The organism is Nostoc piscinale CENA21 (assembly GCF_001298445.1).
GTDB classification, from domain to species: domain Bacteria; phylum Cyanobacteriota; class Cyanobacteriia; order Cyanobacteriales; family Nostocaceae; genus Nostoc_B; species Nostoc_B piscinale_A.
Map to the genome: position 1 here is coordinate 5,455,279 of NZ_CP012036.1, position 20,688 is coordinate 5,475,966.

17 protein-coding genes and 2 pseudogenes are annotated in these 20,688 nt (G+C 40.2%); 10 read left to right on the plus strand and 9 right to left on the minus strand.

The annotated features are described in order from the left end of the window. Positions 1-9: 9 nt before the first annotated feature. The 5 genes from ACX27_RS23355 to gshA form a co-directional block, all read right to left on the minus strand. Positions 10-1,506: a peptidoglycan DD-metalloendopeptidase family protein gene (locus ACX27_RS23355; protein WP_418006443.1), complete on the minus strand. Its 1,497-nt coding sequence runs from the start codon at positions 1,504-1,506 to the stop codon at positions 10-12. Continuing rightward, on the minus strand, positions 1,448-1,789 hold the full coding sequence (locus ACX27_RS35850; RefSeq protein ID WP_418006445.1) for a hypothetical protein: 342 nt from the start codon (positions 1,787-1,789) through the stop codon (positions 1,448-1,450). Before ACX27_RS35850 ends, ACX27_RS23355 begins: the two co-directional genes overlap by 59 nt. After that, on the minus strand, positions 1,752-2,213 hold the full coding sequence (locus tag ACX27_RS35855; RefSeq protein ID WP_418006446.1) for a hypothetical protein: 462 nt from the start codon (positions 2,211-2,213) through the stop codon (positions 1,752-1,754). Before ACX27_RS35855 ends, ACX27_RS35850 begins: the two co-directional genes overlap by 38 nt. 791 nt (positions 2,214-3,004) lie before the next feature. Continuing rightward, on the minus strand, positions 3,005-3,466 hold the full coding sequence (locus tag ACX27_RS23360; RefSeq protein WP_062295926.1) for a tRNA (cytidine(34)-2'-O)-methyltransferase: 462 nt from the start codon (positions 3,464-3,466) through the stop codon (positions 3,005-3,007). 394 nt (positions 3,467-3,860) lie between these two features. Continuing rightward, positions 3,861-5,000 (minus strand): glutamate--cysteine ligase, encoded by a 1,140-nt coding sequence (gshA, locus tag ACX27_RS23365; RefSeq protein WP_062295928.1) that lies wholly within the window; start codon positions 4,998-5,000, stop codon positions 3,861-3,863. A gap of 1,098 nt (positions 5,001-6,098) precedes the next feature. On the opposite strand from gshA, the gene ACX27_RS23370 reads away from it, so the two are divergent. The 4 genes from ACX27_RS23370 (at position 6,099) to ctaD (ending at position 9,941) form a co-directional block, all read left to right on the plus strand. Next, a complete protein-coding gene (locus tag ACX27_RS23370) occupies positions 6,099-6,599 on the plus strand; it encodes a DUF2231 domain-containing protein (protein WP_062295930.1) in 501 nt (166 codons plus the stop codon). Then, entirely contained in the window at positions 6,596-7,201 is a 606-nt protein-coding gene (locus ACX27_RS23375; RefSeq protein WP_062295932.1) for a DUF2231 domain-containing protein, read from the plus strand. The genes ACX27_RS23370 and ACX27_RS23375 overlap by 4 nt, the downstream gene beginning before the upstream one ends. Positions 7,202-7,293: 92 nt before the next feature. After that, positions 7,294-8,211 carry a cytochrome c oxidase subunit II gene (locus tag ACX27_RS23380; protein ID WP_062295934.1) on the plus strand — a complete coding sequence of 306 codons (918 nt, stop codon included), beginning with the start codon at positions 7,294-7,296 and terminating at the stop codon, positions 8,209-8,211. 59 nt (positions 8,212-8,270) lie between these two features. After that, positions 8,271-9,941 carry a cytochrome c oxidase subunit I gene (gene ctaD / locus ACX27_RS23385; RefSeq protein WP_062295935.1) on the plus strand — a complete coding sequence of 557 codons (1,671 nt, stop codon included), beginning with the start codon at positions 8,271-8,273 and terminating at the stop codon, positions 9,939-9,941. 71 nt (positions 9,942-10,012) lie between these two features. Here ctaD and ACX27_RS35860 read toward each other — a convergent pair. Beyond that, positions 10,013-10,365 (minus strand): annotated as a pseudogene (locus ACX27_RS35860) (four helix bundle protein). Positions 10,366-10,472: 107 nt separating this feature from the next. On the opposite strand from ACX27_RS35860, the gene ACX27_RS23395 reads away from it, so the two are divergent. The 4 genes from ACX27_RS23395 to ACX27_RS23410 all read left to right on the plus strand — a co-directional run bounded on the left by ACX27_RS23395 (position 10,473) and on the right by ACX27_RS23410 (position 15,846). Further along, positions 10,473-11,084, plus strand: coding sequence for a cytochrome c oxidase subunit 3 (locus tag ACX27_RS23395; protein ID WP_062295937.1), 612 nt, complete (start codon positions 10,473-10,475; stop codon positions 11,082-11,084). 257 nt (positions 11,085-11,341) lie between these two features. Continuing rightward, a complete protein-coding gene (locus ACX27_RS23400; protein WP_062295939.1) occupies positions 11,342-13,420 on the plus strand; it encodes a cation:proton antiporter domain-containing protein in 2,079 nt (692 codons plus the stop codon). A 302-nt stretch (positions 13,421-13,722) separates the two neighbouring features. After that, positions 13,723-14,274, plus strand: coding sequence for an alpha/beta hydrolase (locus tag ACX27_RS23405; protein ID WP_062295941.1), 552 nt, complete (start codon positions 13,723-13,725; stop codon positions 14,272-14,274). 147 nt (positions 14,275-14,421) lie between these two features. Next, positions 14,422-15,846: a WGR domain-containing protein gene (locus ACX27_RS23410; protein WP_062298523.1), complete on the plus strand. Its 1,425-nt coding sequence runs from the start codon at positions 14,422-14,424 to the stop codon at positions 15,844-15,846. A gap of 168 nt (positions 15,847-16,014) precedes the next feature. On the opposite strand, the gene ACX27_RS23415 is transcribed toward ACX27_RS23410, so the two are convergent. After that, positions 16,015-16,629: a hypothetical protein gene (locus tag ACX27_RS23415; RefSeq protein ID WP_062295944.1), complete on the minus strand. Its 615-nt coding sequence runs from the start codon at positions 16,627-16,629 to the stop codon at positions 16,015-16,017. A 196-nt stretch (positions 16,630-16,825) separates the two neighbouring features. Between ACX27_RS23415 and ACX27_RS23420 the strand changes: the two genes are divergently transcribed. Continuing rightward, positions 16,826-17,398, plus strand: coding sequence for a Uma2 family endonuclease (locus ACX27_RS23420; RefSeq protein WP_062295946.1), 573 nt, complete (start codon positions 16,826-16,828; stop codon positions 17,396-17,398). A gap of 86 nt (positions 17,399-17,484) precedes the next feature. On the opposite strand, the pseudogene ACX27_RS23425 reads toward ACX27_RS23420, so the two are convergent. Beyond that, positions 17,485-18,845 (minus strand): annotated as a pseudogene (locus ACX27_RS23425) (hypothetical protein). A 726-nt stretch (positions 18,846-19,571) separates the two neighbouring features. On the opposite strand from ACX27_RS23425, the gene ACX27_RS23430 reads away from it, so the two are divergent. Beyond that, a complete protein-coding gene (locus ACX27_RS23430) occupies positions 19,572-20,243 on the plus strand; it encodes a glycosyltransferase (protein WP_200929851.1) in 672 nt (223 codons plus the stop codon). A gap of 1 nt (position 20,244) precedes the next feature. Here the strand turns inward: ACX27_RS23430 and ACX27_RS23435 are convergent, their stop codons facing one another. Then, complete coding sequence (locus tag ACX27_RS23435) at positions 20,245-20,685, minus strand: response regulator (RefSeq protein WP_062295951.1); 441 nt, start codon at positions 20,683-20,685, stop codon at positions 20,245-20,247. Positions 20,686-20,688: the final 3 nt, after the last annotated feature.

The window sequence follows — 20,688 nt, forward strand, 5'->3', positions numbered from 1 at the left end:
AGACAAGGACTAAATGCGGTTTTGTTGTGGTAAGAAGGCAATTGGGTTAACTGCGCCCTTACCTGATGGATGAATTTCAAAGTGAGTGTGTGGCCCAGTACTGAAACCAGTGCTACCCATTAAAGCAATAGTTTCGCCTTGACGCACTTGCTGACCTGCACGCACCAAAATCTTGCTGTTATGACCATAGCGGGTCATACTACCATCAGGGTGACGAATATCCACAAGATTACCGTAGCCACCTTTGTTCCAGCCTGCTTTTTCAATCACGCCATCTGCCGAGGCATAAACTGGTGTACCAGTGGCGTTAGCAACGTCAATACCTTTGTGCATTCTGCCCCAACGCCAACCATATCCAGAGGTAAATACACCTTTGGCTGGCCAAATATAAGCTACAGATGAGGTGGAAGGCGGAGGAATGGTTTCATCAATTGGTTTGGGCAAGTATTGATCGACTGCTGCCAAAGGCGGTAGTTGTGGCGATACTTTCGTTCCCCGCATTCTTCTAGGAGAATCAGCCGCATTGACTCCAATGGGTGGTACTGTTACCCTAGCGCGATTAGGCAAGAACTCTGGGTTAATTGGCTCGTCAGTAGTGCTGCGAATAGCACTAAATTCGGGCTTAACTGGTTGAGCGTTGTAGCTCGGTAAAATTGGTGTTGGAACAGGGATGGGTACAGCAAAAGTCTTATTTCCAGATACTGGCTTAGTAACTGCCAAGTTGCTAGGAACAGCTACAGGAACTGGAATAGCAATACTGTTTTTGTCTGTATCAGTAACCGCTTGGGCAACTACATTACCACCATTACCAGACTCTTGATTGCGGTATTTTTCCTGTAGTCTTTGAATTTCAGCCTGTAAACTCTGAAGACGCTCGTTGTTTCTGTTTCTTGCGACCCTTTGAGTTTGACTACCTGGCTGTAATTCAGTAAAGACTTTGGGTACGGGAGTATCACCACCTACACCGTTAGTAGTATTTGTCTGTGTTGGGTTGTTTGTTGCTGCGGTTGGTTTAACAGTATTGTTGTTGACAAAAACCGGTGAAACTGGTGCTAAAGATACATTGGGGTTACTGCTGGCAGTGTTGACAGGTACACCAGCAACTTTGACATTGTTGGTCAACTGTACACTAGGCTGACTAACTGCCACAGGTATTGAGATTGCACCATTACGGTTAACATTGACCGATGGCAGGATGAGTTTTTGATTAATTTGGAGCTGATTTGGATTACTGATATTGTTGAGCTTGGCTAGTTCTGCAACCGTGGTGTTGTATCGGTTAGCGATCGCAGCTAGAGTATCTCCCGGCTTAACTTCGTAAGCGGTATCAGTATCCGTTGGTGCTGCAATTTCTGGTGTAGCAGGTGCAGATGTTGTTGCTAATGGCTGTACCTGTTCACTTGGGAGTTTTGTTTGCTTGATTTCAGGAAAGAACTTGGTTTTGTCTTCATCCACTAATGCAGGTAACTGTTGCCCAATTTCTTGACTGATGCTTTGAGGTGGCAATTTTTCTGCTACAACTACCTCTTGCTTCAATGCAGGGGCTTTCGCTAAATTTTTTTGACTCCCCAGACCGTAACTCCGCCAGACTTGCTCTTAAACGGTTCGACTTTTCTTGCAAGTGATATAGGGCGAACTCTTGCTGTGCTTTTAATTTAGCTTTGACTTCATCGTTAGCAACTTTGATGTCAGATGCGTCGTTAGCTTTCAGGATTTCCTGTGCTTCGCCATTTTTGGCTAATGGCGACTGGTTAATGGCATTTTTTTTCGGCTGCTGTTTGAGCAACATTCTCTGGTGTTGGAACTTCCACAATTCCATTTGCCGCCACTTGTAATTTAGCTTCAAGCCCAGGCAACTGTGAAATTGCTGTTGGTTCAACAATGACAGGATTTTCTGGCATGGTTGCTGCTGAGACTAGTTGAGTCTCCAGCTTTGTGGGAACAAATTTCATTTCAGTGTCAGGGGCAACAGGCAGGTTTGAGGCTACTTTTTGGCTGCCTACAGGCGCTGCTGCTTGGGCTTGATCGCTTTGTCGAGTCACTAAAAGACTGGTCGCTCCAACTGAAATAGCCAAGCCAATCATGGCTGCTTGTGTGCTAACTCGACGATTAGCCTTGGAATTTACCACACTTAACTGCTCACTAGGGACACCATCATTGCTGGGGGTATTTTTCAGCACAGCTTTTACTCTTTTTTTCAATGCTCGTTTCAAAGACGACCTCCTATGATCACTAGCGCTTAACTGACCTCGATTTTGCAGTCGGAATACTAGTCAATGATTTAGATCACATCTGACGATAGACCTGGATCACATTCACCAGAGATACTTAGGCAAGATTAACCTGCTTCTCTGATTTAGACAAGTTTACACCTGTTAGCAGAACATAAAGTTGCTGTGCTTACTTGTCCGCTCCACTCCTCACACCCTAGAACTTTCGCTCTTTACAGTTTTCAGCGCCTAATTTAAATTTAATCGCTGGGATTGGAAAAGTTGATATTAGCCGAATCTGCTTTTATTGTCAGCAATTTTAGTTGCTATAAGTTTTAAAAAAGCGATGCCTCCTGCTGTAAATATCTTCAAGGTTTTTTTAACCGATCCGTCTTCCCAACAGGAGACTTTACGTTGATTCTTCCCTAAAAGACAACCGTACAAACTCTCCAGTACTTTTGTCCTCCTGAAATATACTTATTCAGACAAAATAGTACAAATGCCTTATCCGTATGGATTTGCAGCCTTTTGTTTTTGGAAACCAAATAAATCCAATTCATCAAAATCTATCATTCAAATTTGGTACATTCTCAAAATTAATATAGAAATTTCTTATATAAAACCTGTCTAGTTAACTAGGTTTTTCAGGTATTTTACTGATTTTTTTAAGCCAACGTATAAAAAGTGTAAGTATTTTTTGTTAGCGATAGAATTATTATCTGTCGGAAATCCTGTGGGAATTTGATTTCCAAGACAGCACGAGTATATATACTTATAAGTTGATTGTTCAAAAACTACACTAGATAACCGAGTTGTCGCCTTGCTTCAAACAGGCCGATGGCAACGCTGACTGACAGATTCAGACTACGAACCCCTGGCTCAAACATCGGAATATAAAGGGTTGTATCACAAATTGATAATGCTTCTGGTGATAAGCCAGTGGTTTCGCTACCAAACAGTAGCCAATCATTAGAATCAAATTGAAATTGTGTGTAATTACTACTCCCCCTCACAGAAAAACCTAGACATCGACCTCCACGCTGTTGATGAAAGTCTTTAAAAGCTGCCAGCGATTCATGATTGTGGAGTTTGACATAAGGCCAATAATCTAAACCGGCTCGTTTGAGGTAGCGATCGCTAATTTCAAACCCCAACGGCCCTACTAAATGTAATTCTGTGCCTGTAGCTGCACAAGTACGCGCTATATTGCCTGTATTGGGTGGAATTTGCGGATTTACTAAAACAACTTGGGGCATCTGACATGGAACTGAGCTTTTGTATAAAAAGTTATATTGACAATAAAAAATCTGTCAAAAGGTAGAGGTTATCTATAGGTTTTATTAATAACCATTTTGTAGTTTACATCGATTAGTTTTTTTAAAACAAAAAAAATTGCTACATTTTCCCAGGAATTTTTAGAAAATGTATCTGAATAACTTGTCAATACAACTATTTTGTCCTTGAAAAACTAAAAACCAGACCTAAACTCATGCTTTGGCTATTTTTAGAAAATCTATCTTATGTATGAGACCATACATGATGATTTTGGGCTATGGGGAGTTTTCTGGCTGAGTATTTGTCTTGTGTCATTAGTCATTTGTCCTTGGTATTCACAAATGACTAATGATATTGAATCACTTGAGTTTCTCTTTAAGCCAGTAAGGAAGAACACAATTTATGTTCTAGTTCCAGTTCTCGTTCTTGTGTTGCCACAATCGCCTGGGAAATAACGCGCTGACAGTCAAAACCGACGCTATGAAGTTGTAGCCATTGCTGGGCTTCATTGCCTTCACGCAAAATTTTATGCAATGGTGACAAGAAACAGCTAAAACCTTGTTGTTTAGCGATCGCCCAAACTTCTTGATATAGTTCTGCAATCCAATCTCTGGCTAAAATAGTTCTGCCATCTTGCCAATGTTGTAGTTGAGCATCCAAGCTACCACTAGCAGCTGCTATTTCATTGTTAGTAGTTAGTGCAATTAATTCTTCTGGTGATAATTTACTGTTAGTTAAAGGATCTAAATCAGGGTTATCAATGATCTGCAATAAACGTGCTTCTAACAATGCGGTAATTGCGAGTAAAGCAATGGGATCTGTGACTAAATCGCAAATTCGCAATTCGAGACGATTGAGATCATAAGGACGGCGATCGCCATTTGGTCTGACTGATACCCATAAATGCCGGACATTTTGCATTGTTCCAGCTACTAACTGTTCTTCTACCCACTGAATATGATGGGCATGGCTGGTAAATAATGGTACGTAGCTGGGAGTTTGGGGAAATACGCCCCAACGAGTCGAGTGATAGCCAGTGGCTTGACCATTGAAAAAGGGTGATGAAGCACTTAGCGCCAGAAACAAGGGTGCTTCTAAGCGAATAACTCGACAAGCCCGCATTAATGTTTCTGGGTCATTAATACCCACATTAATGTGAACACTGGCAGTCACTACATTTGTGCCGTAGGTCTGCTCAATATAATCATGATAAGGATTGCTTGGGTCAGAACGAAAGAAGCGATCGCCCCCACTTAAAGACAAAGTACTTCCAGGTATCAAAGTGTAGTTACCCAAACGCTGGAGGTACTTGCGTAATTCTCGGCGCGGACTTAATAAAGCACACAAAAGATTTTCGTAACTTGTGGATGGCTTTGTTATGTATTCCACGTTGCGACTGTCTGGTTCTCGCATAAACCCATTTAAGTCGGCAACAATTTTATCGGAGAGACCAACAATTTCACCTTGAGGTGTGCCAGTGTACATCTCAATCTCAAAGCCCTTTAGCAGTACCACTTAATTCTCCTTGGCTCTCCCAGCCTTTCAATTGTATCGAATTAGACTATTTTTTGGGTTAAAATTGCCGTTCTGGAAACGTTAAGAATCTTTTAGCAGAAGATGAAATACACTCAAAGATTTGTTTTATCCCTTAGTAAATACTTAAAACAAAAGTATCAATTATATTTCTGTCTTGGTATGGAGATTCACATACTACATTAGGGTGAAAAAACCGTACTTGATTTTCTACCTTGTTTGCATGTTGATCTGAGTAATTACACAATAGAGTAAATCTCGCCAGATATAACTACTACCAATGACACATACTACTGGATAACAGACACCCAAAACTACATTTTTTTACAAAAAAATACCAGTATCAATTAGTTCATCTCTAACACAAGTTTTAATAGCTGTAGTGTAGGAAATATCTACATTTACAATGCTGAATTCTGGTAATACTTGTCATACTGAGCAAGTCAAGATTAACTTGTCAAAACTTCCACTCAGATTTTTGCCAGAATTGAAATATATAAGCTTTGCTTTTAATGCAAATTAAAATCAAGAATAGCAGTGGATATTGCAATGAATTTTTTATTTTAATATATTATTTATTATTTTTATGTTTATTGATAACTTCTAGTCAAAAATCTTCTGTTAATTGTATTACAAAGAGATATTTGATAATTGTGCAGAATCATATATACAAAGATTTTTATATATGCAATATCTAAAAATAAAAGGTAGATAAGCTACATCATCATAATAGTTTTTCTGTTAAAGCCGTGATTTTTATAGCTTTCTATTATTTTTTTGACAACTACTAAAAAAAATCCTTAAGCTAATAGATAGATGGCCAACTATCAACCAAATAACTGCGATTTTGTGAGGTAAATTCAAAATCGTTGTTATAAAGTATCAGCATGAACAAATGAATTGAACTCAATCATTGACGATAAATAGTAACTTCAACAAATTGAGCTAAAACAAAGCTAATACCTGATTCCTTGGATAGCGTTGCGCGGTTTTGAAGAGAATCCATTCAGGTAGAAATGTTTGTAGTGATGATCATGCTTGTCTGTTAAACATGAAACTTTGGCTAAGGTGCAGGAAACTATGCTTGATTTTTTTACATCGTTGAACGACCATAATCTCCCCTATCCAGATACACTACATCCCATTGTTGTTCACTTTGTAATTGCAATGGTATTGTTTGCATTTTTCTGTGACTTAGTAGGTTATTTTACTGGCAAATCTCGCTTATTTGAGGTGAGTTGGTGGAATATGTTTGTCGCTACGATCGCCATTTTCGTAGCGATTATTTTTGGACAGTTTGAAGCCGGTTTAGCCCAGCCTTACGACGTAGCTAAATCAGTTTTAAATATTCATACTCTGATTGGTTGGTCACTGTCTGGCCTCATCGCCACAATTACTGCCTGGCGCTATGTAATTCGTTCGCATAACCCGCAAAAATTACCAATTCATTATTTAGCAGTGGGATTTGTCTTAGTTGCAATTGTCGGTTTGCAAGTCTATTTAGGTGATGAATTGGTTTGGGTATATGGATTGCACACAGTACCAGTTGTTGAAGCTGTCAAGGATGGGATGCTGCCATGAATTCAGAACTAATTCATCAATTAAATGTAGAAATAGGCGCTAACGGACTACCTTACACTCTGCCTATTCACCCAAATTTGGTGCATCTGACCATCGGTCTATTCATCATTGGTATTACCTTTGATATCGTCGGTGTTTTGTTCCCCATGCAAAAATGGGTGTTCAAATTTTTAGCGATTACTGTTGAACGTGCCAACTTCTTTGATGTGGGCTGGTACAACATGGTGGCGGCAACTGGCATTACCTTTTTTACTGTAGCTGCTGGCTTTTACGAAATGTTCTTAGCTTCTCCACCAACAGATGTGAAGAGTGCATGGGGAATGCCAGCAATGGAAACCATGCTTTGGCACGGTATTGGTGGGGTCATCATCCTGGCTTTATTTGTTGGGATGACTATGTGGAGAGGATGGCAACGCTTTTCTTGGAGTAAAGATTACGACGTAGAAGTGCAGTGGAGTTATTTATTTGCAGGAGTCGCAATTATGTTTTTGATGTTCCTGCACGGCACATTAGGAGCGCAGTTAGCAGCTGAATTTGGCGTTCACAACACCGCAGATAGACTACTGCAATTAGGCGAAGACCTGAACACAATGCTCAAATAACTTTTGTCATTCGTCCTTTGTTCTTTGTCATTTGTTAATGACTAATGACCAATGACCAATGACCAATGACTAATGACTAATGACCAAAACCCATGAAACTCTCAAAGATTTTAAGTGTATTAACATTAATTACTGGTGCGATCGCAATTAGCATCACCAGTATCTGGATAGGTAAACAAGCCTATTCCTGGCTACCTCCCCAAGCGGCGGCCGAATCTCATCTGATTGATGATTTGATTAGTTTTTTGGTGACATTAGGTGCGTTTATTTTTCTGGGTGTCACCAGCACTTTGATGTATTCTGTGATTTTCCATCGTGCTGAAAAAGGCGACCTCAGCGATGGCCCCCACATCGAAGGTAACGTTACTTTGGAAGTTGTCTGGACAGCCATCCCCATTATGTTGGTACTGTGGATTGCTGGCTATAGCTCCCAAGTTTACGAACAAATGGGTATTCAAGGCCCCACCCAACTAGTACATTTGCATAACCCCGTGGGGATGGAATCAGCTTATGCTGCACCCCAAGAGGGTGTGATGAGTGAACCTGTAGAAAAAATTGATGTCATCGCCAAACAATGGGCGTGGGTATTTCATTACCCTGAGAGAAATGTTACCAGTACCGAACTGCATTTACCAAGCGATCGCCGCGTGCGTTTAGCACTGCAATCAGAAGACGTACTGCATGGCTTTTATATTCCTGCATTCCGCCTCAAACAAGACATCATTCCCAGCCATACCATCGACTTTGAATTTACCCCCATTCGCCAGGGCCAATATCGCCTCACAGACTCCCAATATAGCGGCACTTACTTTGCCACCATGCAGGCAAACGTCGTTGTGGAATCTGACGAAGACTATCACAAATGGTTGGCGAAAATCGCCACACAAAAACCCGCCCCCGCTAATAATCAAGCTGCTTCTGAATACGCCCAAACAGCCAACGAACCCGTAAAAAATGGTTGGGATACTGTTGTACCCGCCGCACCTCCTGTGGTCAATTATTCCGGTTGACAGCAAACTAATTCCCTACACCCTCACATCCTTCACACCCCTGTTTCTTCACAAGAACAATGACTAACATCCCTATTGATGGTCTTAGCCTCCCGGCTGAGAAACCACACCACGAAACCCCAGGAGGCTGGAAAGAATATTTCAGCTTTAGCACCGACCACAAAGTAATCGGTATTCAATACCTTGTTACTTCCTTTTTCTTCTTTCTCATCGGCGGTATCTTCGCCATGATTCTGCGGGGAGAATTAATCACCCCCGAAGCCGACTTAATTGACCGCACCGTATATAACGGTATGTTCACCATGCACGGCACAGTCATGCTGTTCTTGTGGACATTTCCCTCACTAGTGGGTTTTGCTAACTACCTCGTCCCCTTAATGATTGGGGCGCGAGACATGGCCTTCCCCCGCCTCAACGCCGTCGCCTTTTGGATGGTTCCCGTAGTTGGGATTTTGTTGATGGCCAGCTTCTTTGTTCCTGGTGGCCCTGCTCAAGCAGGTTGGTGGGCTTATCCTCCCGTTAGTCTACAAAATCCCACAGGTAACTTGATTAACGGTCAAGTTTTATGGCTGTTGGCAGTCGCCATTTCTGGTGTCTCCTCAATTATGGGTGCTGTCAACTTTGTGACCACCATCGTCAAGATGCGTGCGCCCGGTATGACCTTCTTTCGGATGCCTTTATTTGTCTGGGCAGTCCTCAGCGCCCAAATCATCCAATTGTTTGGTTTACCTGCCCTGACAGCAGGTGCAGTTATGTTGTTACTTGACCTTACCGTTGGTACTGGCTTTTTTAACCCCAGCAACGGCGGCAACCCAGTCATGTTCCAGCATTACTTCTGGTTCTACTCCCACCCGGCTGTGTATGTAATTATTTTGCCAGTTTTCGGTATCTTCTCCGAAATCTTCCCTGTCTACTCTCGCAAACCTTTATTCGGTTACAAAGTCGTTGCAATTTCATCACTGTTAATTGCTGTCGTCAGCGCCATTGTTTGGGTACACCACATGTATGTCAGTGGTACACCTGCTTGGATGCGGTTGATTTTCATGTTAACAACCATGTTTGTGTCTGTGCCTACCGGCATTAAGGTATTTGCTTGGGTAGCGACAATTTGGGGTGGTAAGTTGCGCTTGAATACACCCATGTTATTTGCCTTGGGTGGATTAATCATGTTTGTCTTCGCTGGCATCACAGGGATTATGCTTTCTTCTGTACCTGTGGATGTTCACGTTAACAATACCTACTTTGTGGTTGGACACTTCCACTACGTCCTCTTCGGCACAGTGACAATGGGCTTGTATGCTGCTATTTATCACTGGTTCCCCAAAATGACTGGTCGGATGTACTACGAGGGCTGGGGTAAATTACATTTCTGGTTGTCATTTATTGGTACTAACCTCAACTTCTTACCTATGCACCCACTAGGTTTGCAAGGGATGTTACGCCGGGTTTCTTCCTATGCACCAGAGTATGAACAGTGGAATATCATTGCGAGTCTGGGTGCATTTTTGTTAGGTATGTCTACCTTGCCATTCATCTTCAACATGGTGATTTCTTGGATGCAAGGCGAAAAAGCGACTGATAACCCTTGGCGGGCAATTGGTTTAGAGTGGTTAGTTTCTTCACCACCACCTGTTGAAAACTTTGAAAAAATTCCTGTAGTCATCTCTGAACCTTACGGTTACGGCAAATCAGAACCTTTGGTAGCAGAAGAGAAGGGTGTAGGGGTGTAAAGGGTATAGGGGTGTAGGGAATTAACACCCCTCAAACCCTCAAACCCTTACACCCTCACACCCTCACACCCCTATTTCTCCAACGAACGAATCAGGAAAAACAATAACTTCCCAACTGATTCACATTGATTAACGACAGGAATAATAATTTGTGATGAAGCTAGTTCAACACGAATAGACAATAACAAATGTGTTTCTAGCTCTTTGAGGGAACCTTGGGCGATGTATAAAAATTGAATATACTCGCCACGTGTTCTTCTTCCATAACTTCAGCAATATTAGCTGGAACTGATGCTGCGGCTCTACGAATTTGAGCAATCATTCCATAAGTTTCTTCTTTGGGAAATGCTTTTGTTGCTTTGTAACAGAATTCAGCAACATTCATAGCTTCTTGCCAAACTTTCAAATCTCGATAAGACTGCATTAACGGTTCGGATATTAGTGTTACTTCGTTTTACTCCACAGTCAATAGAAGTGCCTAGAAGTTTTTACACCCTTACAACCCCTACACCCTTATACCCTGAGATCCCTATGGACAGTTCTCTAGATTCCTATCAGTTGCAGAATCACTCTCATCATAGTGGTGAGCATGGACATGACGAAGAAGGCAATAAAATGTTTGGTTTTATTGTTTTCTTACTGTCAGAAAGTGTGATTTTCTTGAGTTTTTTCGCCGGCTACATTGTCTATAAGTTAACAAATCCTAACTGGCTACCAGCTGGTGTAGAAGGATTAGAAGTTAGAGAACCAGCCATTAATACTGTTGTGCTGGTTGCTAGTAGCTTTGTGATTTATTTGGCAGAACGCGCTTTGCAACGTCAAAACCTGTCTGGTTTTCGGATGTATCTGCTGGCAACAATGGCAATGGGCAGTTACTTCTTAGTCGGACAAGCTATTGAATGGAGTCACTTGGCTTTTGGTTTCACATCTGGAACTTTTGGCGGGATGTTCTACCTGTTAACTGGTTTTCATGGTTTGCACGTTTTAACAGGTATTCTGTTGCAATTAATGATTTTGATCCGTTCTTTCATTCCTGGCAATTACGAATCTAGCCACTTTGGTGTGAATGCTACTTCACTATTTTGGCACTTTGTAGATGTAATCTGGATTGTATTGTTTGTTCTGCTCTATATTTGGCAGTAAATATTAAATTTGTCTAAAAACAAAGCCAATTTTCAGGGGAAGAGTCAGATAATTTATCTTTTCCTCTGTTTTTCATTTTGAGATATTCTCAAAAGTATTTTATGCCTAGTGAGCAAATTATGTCACTCTATCTCTGTATAGATGTGAAAAAATCTCTTTCCAAGATAAAAATTGGAAGGCTTAATGTAGAAAATTTAATTTTACTGAGCTAAACACATTCAGCAGATACAACTTCCCCAGAAATATTTAATTTACCAATGGCAATCCAATCTTTAGTAGAAAGCCCAATTATTGCATTTACTATTCTGCTCACAGTAATTTTTACTGTACCACCAATATTTGAAAAATTACGATTGCCTGGATTAGTGGGTTTGCTAGTAGCTGGTGTAATTTTAGGAGAAAATGGTTTAAAGTTACTCAATTCTGAATCAGATACCATCAAACTACTATCAGATATTGGCAAAATTTATTTGATGTTTGTCGCAGGTTTAGAAATTGACTTAGAGCAGTTTCGCAAAACTAAAAATCGTTCTATTGGATTTGGAACTCTGACTTTTTTAGTGCCGTTAATAGCTGGTATTTTGGTTGGGCGGTTATTTAACTTTGGTTGGAATTCTTCTTTTCTGATTGGTTCTTTACTGGCATCCCATACTTTATTGGCTTATCCAATTGTTAGTCGTTTGGGCGTGGTTACAAATGAAGCTGTGACTGTAACAATTGGTGCAACGATTTTTACTGACACAGGTGCTTTGTTGGTATTAGCAATTTGTGTGGGAATTCATGGTGGAGAATTTACAGCCTTGAGTTTAGCCACACTCTTGGGTGGATTGGCAATTTATTCGGTTGTGGTTTTGTTTGGCTTTGACTGGGCTGGTAAGGAATTTTTTCGGCGTTCGGGAGATGAACAAAGCAATCAGTTTTTGTTTATTTTACTAGCATTATTTTTGGCTTCTGTGGGAGCACAAGTTATTGGGGTTGAGAAAATTGTTGGGGCATTTTTAGCAGGTTTAGCTGTTAATGATGTTTTAGGACGTAGCCCAGTTAAAGAGAAAGTTGAGTTTATTGGAAGTGTTTTATTTATCCCATGTTTCTTTGTGGATATGGGGTTACTGATTGATATCCCGGCGTTTCTCAAGACTCTGAGTTCAATTTGGTTGGCTGCGGTTATCGTTATAGCTTTAATTGGCAGTAAATTTATTGCAGCATTTTTAGCAAAATTATTTTACCGCTATAACACCGCAGAAATGCTCACAATGTGGTCGTTATCTCTACCGCAGGTAGCAGCTACACTAGCGGCGGCATTAGTGGCTTATCAGACTGTTAACCCGACTGGCGAAAGGTTAATCAGTGAAGGGGTTTTAAACAGTGTGATTGTTTTGATGCTGGTGACTGCTATTTTAGGGCCTGTAATTACAGCGAGGTCTGCTACTGCTTTACAAGTTAGTGATGCAGATTTGGGAACAGATAGTCTGGCAACTTGGTGGGAAAGTCATGAAACTGAGGTAGAAGAACAACAACATCAATTCACTGTAGTAGTGCCGATTTACAATCCTCAAACCCAGCGTTATTTAATAGAAATGGCGGCATTATTGGCGCGTCATGAAGGGGGGAGAATTGTCCCATTAGCGATTACTAAAGCTTTGATTCAAATGGATGATCCGCAATTGGTGATGGCGCTTGATCAAAGTCAAAAAAGATTGAAGTTGGCACAAGAAATTAGTCAAGAATTTGATGTGGAAGTGTCGCCAGCAATTCGGATTGATGATGATGCGGCTTTGGGAATTAGTCGTGCAAGTCGAGAACGTAATGCGAATTTAGTGGTGATGGGTTGGTCACAGACTACAGGTTTTCGCGCTCGTTTGTTTGGAAGTGTGATTGATAGTGTGTTTTGGTCTTCACATTGTCCGGTAGCGGTGACACGTTTGTTGAGTAGTCCAACCAGTATTCAAAGAATTTTGGTACCTGTTGGTGATTTGACGCGACAAACTATCGGTGCTGTTAGGTTCGCGCAAATTTTAGCTGATGTAAATCAGGCAGAAGTGGTATTGTTGCATGTGAGCGATCGCAAAACTCCCCCAGCTTTAGTAGAAAAATTTACATCCCAATTGTTGGAAATTACGACAAAAAGTCAGTTACAGGTGAAAACTAACATCCAAACAGTTAAAGGTGATGATGTCGCTAGAGTAATTATTCGAGAAGCTCAAGCTTTTGATTTAGCAGTGTTGCGTTCTGTGCGTTATCGCACAGCCGGTGGTTTAGGTGTAAGTCAAGTAACGACCCAAATCTTGAGAGAGTTGAAATGCTCGATTGTATTACTAGGTGAGCCTCACTCGTAAGCTATGGTTAATCTACTGACAGCGTATCTTAAATGTTATTCACGAACCACAGAGGCACAGAGAACGCAGAAAGAAGAGAGAAATGCTTAACTGAAGTGGTATTGAAATATCACATCTATACAGCGTTTCATGAATGTGCAAACTGCTGTATGTTGAAAGTTTAATTTCTATCGTTGGTCATACCTCAGTAGATTCCCCAAACTGAATCTATATTAGATAACCTAGTTAATATGTTGTCGTGATCATAAAGCTTAGATATTTTAGACTTTTGTACGCTCTACAGTACTAGGAAGTTACATTAAATGCAGAGTTTTCAAGTTTGGAATCAATTAACCAGGTGGAAGTTTAGCAAATTATTAAGTCAGACATTGGCTTTAGGAGTTGGTGCTGGTGTTTTGTTGTTCAGTGCTAGTGCTAACGCTGCTGAACAAGTGATTTTAAAGTATGGGAGTTTTCAAGGGCCTGTTTCGGTTGCAGAATTGAATCAGTTTGTGCAAACAGGTAAGACTACCCCAACAATTAGCAATTATTTACAAGCGGCTAAACAAGACCCAGATGTAGCGCGTAAGGCTTTAGTCGCAGGTATTAAAGCTGAACCTGCTTATTTAAATAGCTTGCTGTCTGGCTGGACAGGTCCGATTTTACTAGCTCAAGTTGGTGATGTGGTGCATCCGCCAGGGGAAGATTTAGATGCACAGGCGTTAGAAACATCTTTGAATAAATCTATTCAAGAAGATGGAGAAATTACTCTGTTAGGCGCAATTCGTCATTATCCAGATCAGACTGTGGAAATAGAAGGCGATCGCCTCATTCCAGTTTATGAAAGATTGAGCAGCTTGGCAAAAGTTCTCTAAGTACTGAGTGCATGATCAATCTCAGAGACAATTTATCAAGCAAATCGTCAGTACATTCCAGGTAGGTTGGGTGTAACGCAGTAAAACCCAACATTTTTTATGATTTTGTTGGGTTACGCTTACATTCAGTTCTCACGAGAAAATGTCATGGCTAAGGAAATAACCTACCTAGAGTTATCAGAAGATAGTGGAAGTTCTCACAAGTTTTATGAGGTGATTGTTGAAGATACTCAAGTAAGCATCCGCTACGGTCGTATTGGTGACACAGGACAAACCCAAACAAAAACCTACCCGACATCAGAAAAAGCAAAAGCAGAAGCGGCGAAAAAAATTAACGAAAAGCTGAAAAAAGGCTATGAAAAATCTGTGATGGGTGTGCGTCAAAAGCGTTCTGTAACTCGCCGCCAAGTGAGTAGTACTGCTTCGACAGCAAAACAAGCGCCAATTTTGTGGAAGTTTGCGGCTAATTCTGCGGCTTTTGGGATTTTTATTGATGCTAACCGTTGCTGGCTGGGTAATCAAGCTGGTCAAGTTTTTGCTTTGAACCATGAAGGGAAAGTGAGCAATCAGTTTAAGCTACCTGATGGGGTGAAATGTTTAGTTGCTGATGATATCTGGATTTACGCTGGCTGTGATGATGGTAATGTCTACGATTTAACTGGGAAGTTACCCCGTGTTGCTTACAAAATTGATGAAAATGTTGATATTTTCTGGCTTGATATTAAAGATGGTTTATTAGCTGTCTCTGATGCCAACGGTGGTGTGACAACTATAGATCATGATGATGAATCACAATGGACGCGGTTGAGTCAAGGTAGTTCTGGTTGGATGGTTCGCTGTGATGAAGTGGGAATTTATCACGGTCATAGTCAAGGGGTGACTATGTACGATAACCAAGAAGGTCGAATGTTGTGGTATCAAAAAACTGCCGGGAGTGTATTATTTGGTTGGCAAGAAGCGTCGACAGTTTACGCAGGTGCAAGCGATCGCAAAATTTATAGTTTTAGTAAGCAAGGTCAACCACTAACAATATATCAGTGTGATTCCTCGGTTTATTCTTGCGCTACAGCCCAAAATGGTAAATATGTGTTTGCTGGTGACGATAATTCTTCGATTTACTGCTTTAACCAAGCCGGGGAAAGACTGTGGAAGTTGGGGACTGGTTGTGGTTCTGCTTTATCTATGCAGTTTTACGAATCTCGAATTTATATTGTCACTACCGATGGAAGTTTAGCTTGTATTGATGCTAGTGAAAATGCGATCGCCTCTGCTCAAGCTGGTACAATTCCCGAAGCAAATGTGATTAAAGCACCAAAAACTGAGGGAGTCACTCCTTCGGCTGTTCTGGAAACTACCACAGATACAAGTAATGGGGTAATTGTCGAGTGTTTTCAAGATGGCAGTAAACTGCGCGTCAGAGTTATTTCCCCAGGCTACAATTCTAACTGGAATGTGCAGTTTCCTAAAGATATTCGCCAAGCAGGCGATCGCTATCTCGTCCAAGAAATCCGCGAGTCAGCCAGAGGCGGCTTTTATCGCGTCTATGGCGATATTAAAAAGATCAATAATTAATACCAAGTTGCAAGTAACCTGGGGTGGGAGTGGGGAGTAGGGATTATATACTGCGGAGTATGTATCAAAAACCCTTTCACCCCTAAACCCAATCTCTACAGAAAATTTTGGTGCGTAAGTCCTGATGATATTACATCAATCAGCAACAAATTCAGTCTCTACAATTTTTTAATCAACACGTTGAATATCAACGTGCTGTGTAAAGACAAACCAATCTTTCGAGAAACCTTTAAACTCAATATCCTTCAAATTAAATTTGAGATGATTATCCTGGAGGGTAAATTTCACAATATTATTGTTGTCTGGTTTGTCTGTTAATAAAATTAATTCTGTACCGCCTGGAATTACCTGTTTGGATTGATCATTCAGTACTTTAGAATCTACAGGTTGACGCTTAATGATGGTATCTGCGTTAAACACTAATTTGAGAAAACCTTGTTGATTGCCGACAGACTGGCGATCTACAGTTATATTTACTGTATTCTTGGCTTGTTGTTTAGTAGCGATAGCTTGAATATTTGTCACAGTTGTAATTTCATCTGGAATAATTTTGGCGTGTTTCCCAAAGGCATACCAGTTACTACTAAAACCTTTAAATTGAATATCTTCTAAAGATAATTTATAGTATTCAGAATGAGCAGCCGGGATTTCGTAAGACTTCAACACTAGTAAAGTCCCAACTGGAATATTTTGTTGTTTCGTACTTGGCAATTGACTGGATTGCACTGGTTCTTGTTTAAGAATTGTATCCTGAGTAAATAGAATGCGATTTAAGCTTGCCATATTCTAACCCTGAAAACTTATATCAAGTTATACAATATCAAACTTAAATTTTACGGTTTTTCTGCATCTGGAGCGTGAAGTGAATTTATCCTCAGACTTAGCAAAGCTATACTTATATAGTAATATTAAGTTTTTGCGATCGCTCCACTCAACTCACTCGCTACCAGTTAGCAAAAAAGGCACGAGGAAAAGCTAAATGAATACTGTGGTTCTCAATTTAGAATCGATAGCACATTTAAGTGATGAACAATTCTATCAATTGTGTCTTGCCAACCGTGATCTCAGCCTGGAAATGAATGCAGTAGGAGAGTTGATTATTGTGCCACCAGTCGGAGGAGAAAGCGGAAATCAAGAAGCTGGATTAATAACTGATTTAGAAATCTGGAATCGTCAGGCTAAATTAGGCAAAGTTTTTAGTTCTTCAACTATCTTTATATTACCGAATGGCGCAAAACGTTCTCCTGATGCGGCTTGGGTAAAATTGGCAAGGTGGGAAGCTTTAACACCAGAACAGCGTAAAAAATTCCCGCCACTTGTACCAGATTTTGCTATTGAACTATGTTCCGAAACAGATCAGCTCAAATCTCTGCAAGAGAAAATGCAAGAATATATAGAAAATGGTTTGCGCTTAGGATGGCTGATTAATTATCAAGATGCCACAGTGGAAATTTATCGACAAGGAAAAGCTGTCGAAGTAATACAAATACCGACAATTCTTTCTGGAGAAGATGTATTACCTGGATTTGAAATGCAATTAATCTTATACTAAGTTGCTTTCAGATTTTCACAAATAATATTTCTACTCCTAGTCCCTACTACCATCCCAGCTAGAGACTTTGTATACAACGTCTCTACTTAACCTCGTTGAAAACCTTTGGCTGTTTGTTTTTGTCCCTTAGCTTTGGGTTTAGATTTATTAACTTCTGCCAGTGCTTCTTGAAATAAGTTATGCAAATGTAAAGGCACACTGGCAATTTCTGGTAATTCTGGCTCTATAAGTTTACCATTCTCTTGCAAGAGTTCATCTAAGTCATTACTTAAGTTAAAATCTGGACGCTGCAAAAAAATCTTGCAAGACTTTTTTCTAATTGATTCGGGTATTGTTGTGCTAAACGATGCCAAATATAAGCATTGATACTTTTATCTTCTAGATAATAACGCATTAATTTTTCTGCGCCTTCAATTTTGCGCCAATCATCAGCTAATAAAATGGTTTTAAACTTAGTGTATGTTGGTAAAAATATCAAACCCCAACGTGGATGAGAAATGGCTGTGACTTGTTCGGCTTTTCGCAACTCAGCAGGTAAATCAACCTTTGGTGCAACCATTTTTTGTTTGCCGTTTTTACCATTCAGCATTTGCGAAACTACATTAGAGTCCACACCAACTTCCTTTGCTGCTGCGGCGATTTCATCTTGGCTAATGCCTGCTTCTGCTGCTACTTCATCTAAAGATTTAGAGGTATCTAATCCAGCAGCTTTGAGATATTGCTCACTGATAATTTCCTGGAATTCAACTATTTTTTTATTTAATTGATATCCGGGTAAAGTAACTTCATCACTACCAAAAAAATCAACAAACTGCTGATGATACTGCTCGACTGAGTGCCATGCTTCTTCTAGCAAGTCGGGAGCATCGCTGTAAAGATGACTTTTATAATTATCTTTAAAATTACCGATGGCGACAGCAAGTTTTGGCTTACCAAGTTTACCCATAAAAGTGTGAGGCCCAGAAAATATCCACTCATTTTCAGTTAAAGGAGAAATGCGGGTAAGTAAAATATCTCCTATTTGGAAACGAGATACGCCTTGTTGTTTTTCAGTACCGTTAGACTTGACAATATAATTTTTTGCTGTCAGGACTGTGTAATGTTTAGCCGTCAGCCAGTTCATCAGTTCCAAACCATCAGGTAAAATTTGGGTGATGGTAAATAAGCCAATAAAACTACGATGCCAACTATTGAGTAAGTTGCGATCGCCATCAGTTAAATCTGCATTACTGGCAATAAATAACTCTATAGGTGAATGCTTACCAACTTTCCCTTCTGTAATAAACCGATCAATAATTAAATCTTGTTGCGTATTATCGCCATTTCCCCGATGCGACTGTGCGGCTGCATAAACCTCTAAAGCTTGTGCCAGTTCACCTTCAGCATCTAGGACAAAATCAACCAAGGTTTGCTTAAGTGTTTGCGATCGTTTTACTAGGACATCCACAAGCGAATCTCTCTGCTCAACAGTTGTAGCCTATAGCGTTTTGGCAGAGAACCACATCTAGCAATAGCCATATTTCTTTTAGGGTATTCTAAAAGGCAGGAGGCAAAAGGCAGAAGGCAGTCTCAATAAAACTTATTTCATAGCCAACCATGAAAGTGGCACTAGTATTTTTACCCAGCACTCAGCGAGAAGTTGCGTGCGCGGGTTCCCCTCACCCTTGCCAACTTCGGTGACTCAGCACTTTCAAGGTAGGAGGAAAAGTGTTACTATTCCTGGCATTCAAAACTTTATACCAAAGCTTATCAGTCAAAATCTATACTTCTTTTTTATTCAAGCTAACTATATTATCAGGATAGGTATTTAAGTCATGTATAAAAAGCTTCTGGTTTTTGGTTAATAAATATAACGTCTATAGCTTTTGTTTGAGCCATAAAGCTATGTAATTCTACTTTTTTCATCTCCGTAGAAGAGAAATACTAGAAAAAAAAATATACAAAAAAATATTAGACAAATATTCAAAAATGGTTTATAAAAAAAAATACATTCGTTTTGCCTACCTGAACTTATCCTCAAGTTAGCTACTAGTTGCTTGAAGGAGTTAGGGTTTATGCAACGCTCAGGTAAAATCAGGTGTATCAACAAGTGTAGGAATTTAACCCTCACACTGAGACTTAGCGAATCAGATATCAAGCATCTACCAGTCATATCATTTCCGGCAAATTACTTGTGATATTTCCGCCGCGAGTGCAAAGAAGTAGAACAATGCGATCGCCACAGCAAACCATTTGGACAATCTATTCCGCGAACGATAATTTTATGAATCACCTAAATCCTGAATTTCAGACTCACCAGACTATTCAGCAACAAATAGGCGATCGGCCTTTTGTATTAAATATCAGTGAAAATCTGCCCCGCAAACAGTTAGATATTCTCTTAGAAACCTATGCTCGTCTCAGATATTATCACCCAGAATTATTATTAGTGAGAGTCGGCCCAGAATGGGAACCAGAAATGCAGGCGCGAATCGAGCGATTAGGCATTCGTTATGGTATTCGGTTGTTCTCACAATTAGAACACCAAGATTTAGTAGAGCTTTATCAACGCGCGGCGATAGTCCTAATCACCAACGACGGCGAAAGTTTGGATGTACCTTTAGTGAGCGATGTACCTGTATTGCAAGAAATACAGAAAAACAGAGTTGTTTACTATCGAATTAGCAAGCCGGATACTATTACTCGTTTACTCAATCATCTAGAAGCAGCATTGGGGTTATCTCTGCGACTCAAGCCAGAAAACAAACATTCTGACTCAAATCATAGCGAAACTATTCATCAACTCAACGAAGAGTACAGATTTTTGCCTTATCACACTAGTGGATATACGCGGCTTGCATGGTAGCTTAACAACTCTGACCACTGCTATATTCAGTAATTTTGAGTTCTTGCTTGGCCTGATATAAACTGATTCCGGCTCGCACACGAGCTTTTAAATCATGGACATCAATGGGTTTACTCAAAAAATCATCTGCACCTGTATCCAAACCCTCTACTCGGTCTTCCACCGCTTTATGGGAGGTGAGCAAAATAAAGAAAATTGATGATAGGTAGGGTTCAGATTTGATTTTACGACATAGTTCTAAGCCATCCATTTCATCCATTTGCCAATCTGAAATAATCAATGCTGGATGGTGTTTATGAGCTTGTTCTAATCCTTGTATGCCACTTGATGCCAGAATTACTTCATATCCTTGACTTTGCAGAGCTTGTTTTAAAAGTATTTGAATCAGACGGTCATCATCAATCACTAAAATTTTTACAGAAGAATTTGCATTGTCAGACATATT